The sequence below is a fragment of the Mesorhizobium sp. M7A.F.Ca.CA.001.08.2.1 genome, assembly GCF_003998455.1.
Classification (GTDB): domain Bacteria; phylum Pseudomonadota; class Alphaproteobacteria; order Rhizobiales; family Rhizobiaceae; genus Mesorhizobium; species Mesorhizobium ciceri.
This window is the reverse complement of sequence record NZ_RZPW01001091.1, coordinates 1-1552: the sequence shown is the minus strand read 5'-3', so window position 1 is coordinate 1552 and position 1552 is coordinate 1. Positions and strand designations below refer to the sequence as shown.

Annotated in this window: 2 protein-coding genes; both read left to right on the top strand. The window is 61.9% G+C overall.

The window, feature by feature from the left end; genetic code table 11:
- Positions 1–765: ABC transporter ATP-binding protein (locus tag EN914_RS35045; protein ID WP_164779154.1), on the top strand; the 765-nt coding region annotated here is incomplete at its 5' end.
- Positions 766–767: 2 nt separating this feature from the next.
- The coding region (locus EN914_RS35040) for an ABC transporter permease (RefSeq protein WP_164779153.1) at positions 768–1552 on the top strand (785 nt) is incomplete at its 3' end.

Below are 1552 nucleotides of genomic sequence, written 5' to 3'. Positions count from 1 at the left end.
GAAATGCTGGGTAAGCCGAGGGCCGAGATCAAGGCGCGCGTCGCCGAGATGCTGAAGCTGGTCAAGAGGGAGGCACTCGCCGGTCGTCGCACCAGCCAGATCTCCGGCGGCCAGCAGCAGCGCGTGGCCTTGGCCCGCGCCTTGGCACCGCAGCCGAAGGTGCTTTTGCTCGACGAGCCACTGTCGGCGCTCGACTACAAGCTGCGCAAGGAGATGCAGATCGAGTTGAAGCGGCTGCAGCACGAGACCGGCATCACCTTCATCTTCGTCACCCACGACCAGGAAGAAGCGCTGACCATGTCCGACCGCATCGCGGTCATGTCATCGGGCAAGATCCTCCAGGTCGGTTCGCCCTGGGATATCTACGACAAGCCGGCCGAACGCTTCGTCGCCGACTTTATCGGTGAAACCAACTTCCTGACGGCCGCTATCAGCGAGATGGCCAACGGCAAGGCGCGCGCCACGCTCAAGTCCGGTGCGACCATCGAGGCGACCGTGGCCCAGGGTTTCCAGCCCAAGCCCAATGCCACGGTCGTGGTTCGGCCTGAACACGCCAAGCTGACCAAGGGCAAGGGCGAACTGTCGGGGAGGGTCGACAACATCGTCTATTTCGGCACCGATACCCACATCCACGTTCATCTCGACAGTGGCGAACTCTTCACCGTACGCCAGCAGAACACGCGCAGCGCGGGCTGCGGTTTCGAGAAGGGCGACGCGGTCGGCATCCTCATCGGCAGCGATGCCGCCCAGGTCCTGAAGGACTGACGATGGCGACCGCGGAAGAAGTCGCCAAGGCAGCGGAGCGGCGCGATGTCCGTGACCGCTGGCTTTTGTCAGCACCAGCGCTGCTGGTCATTTTCCTCGCCGCGACCGGCCCTTTGCTGATCGTGCTCGTGTACTCGTTCCTGACGCCAGGCTCCTATGGCGACGTGAAGTGGCAGTTCTCGCCGGAAGCCTGGATAGCGGTGTTTCTGGAACGCGATATCTTCGACGACACGCTTTCGATCGCCGCGGCCCACGTCACCATCTTCCTGCGCTCGATCAAGCTCTCGGTGGTGACGACGATCGCCACCTTGGTGCTTGGTTTCCCGACCGCCTATTTCATGGCGACGCGCAGCGAAAAGACCCGCGATCTCTGGCTGTTCCTGATCACCATTCCGTTCTGGACCAACCTTTTGATCCGCACCTTCGCGGTGCTGCAGATCATCCGCAACGAAGGCATCATCAACACGATGCTGCTCAAGCTCGGCATCATCTCGGCGCCGATCCAGATCCTCTATACCGACACGGCGATCCTGATCGGCATGGCCTATGTCTACCTGCCGCTGATGGTGCTGCCGATCTACGCCAGTATGGAAAAGCTCGATTTCCGGCTGGTCGAGGCGGGCTACGACCTTTACGCCACGCGCTTCCAGGTGCTGCGGCGGATTATCTTTCCGATGGTCAAGCCGGGCGTCATCGCCGGCTCCATCCTGGTCTTCATTCCAGCGCTTGGCGCCTATGTGACGCCGAGCGTGCTTGGCGGCGGCAAGAACATGATGCTGTCCAACCT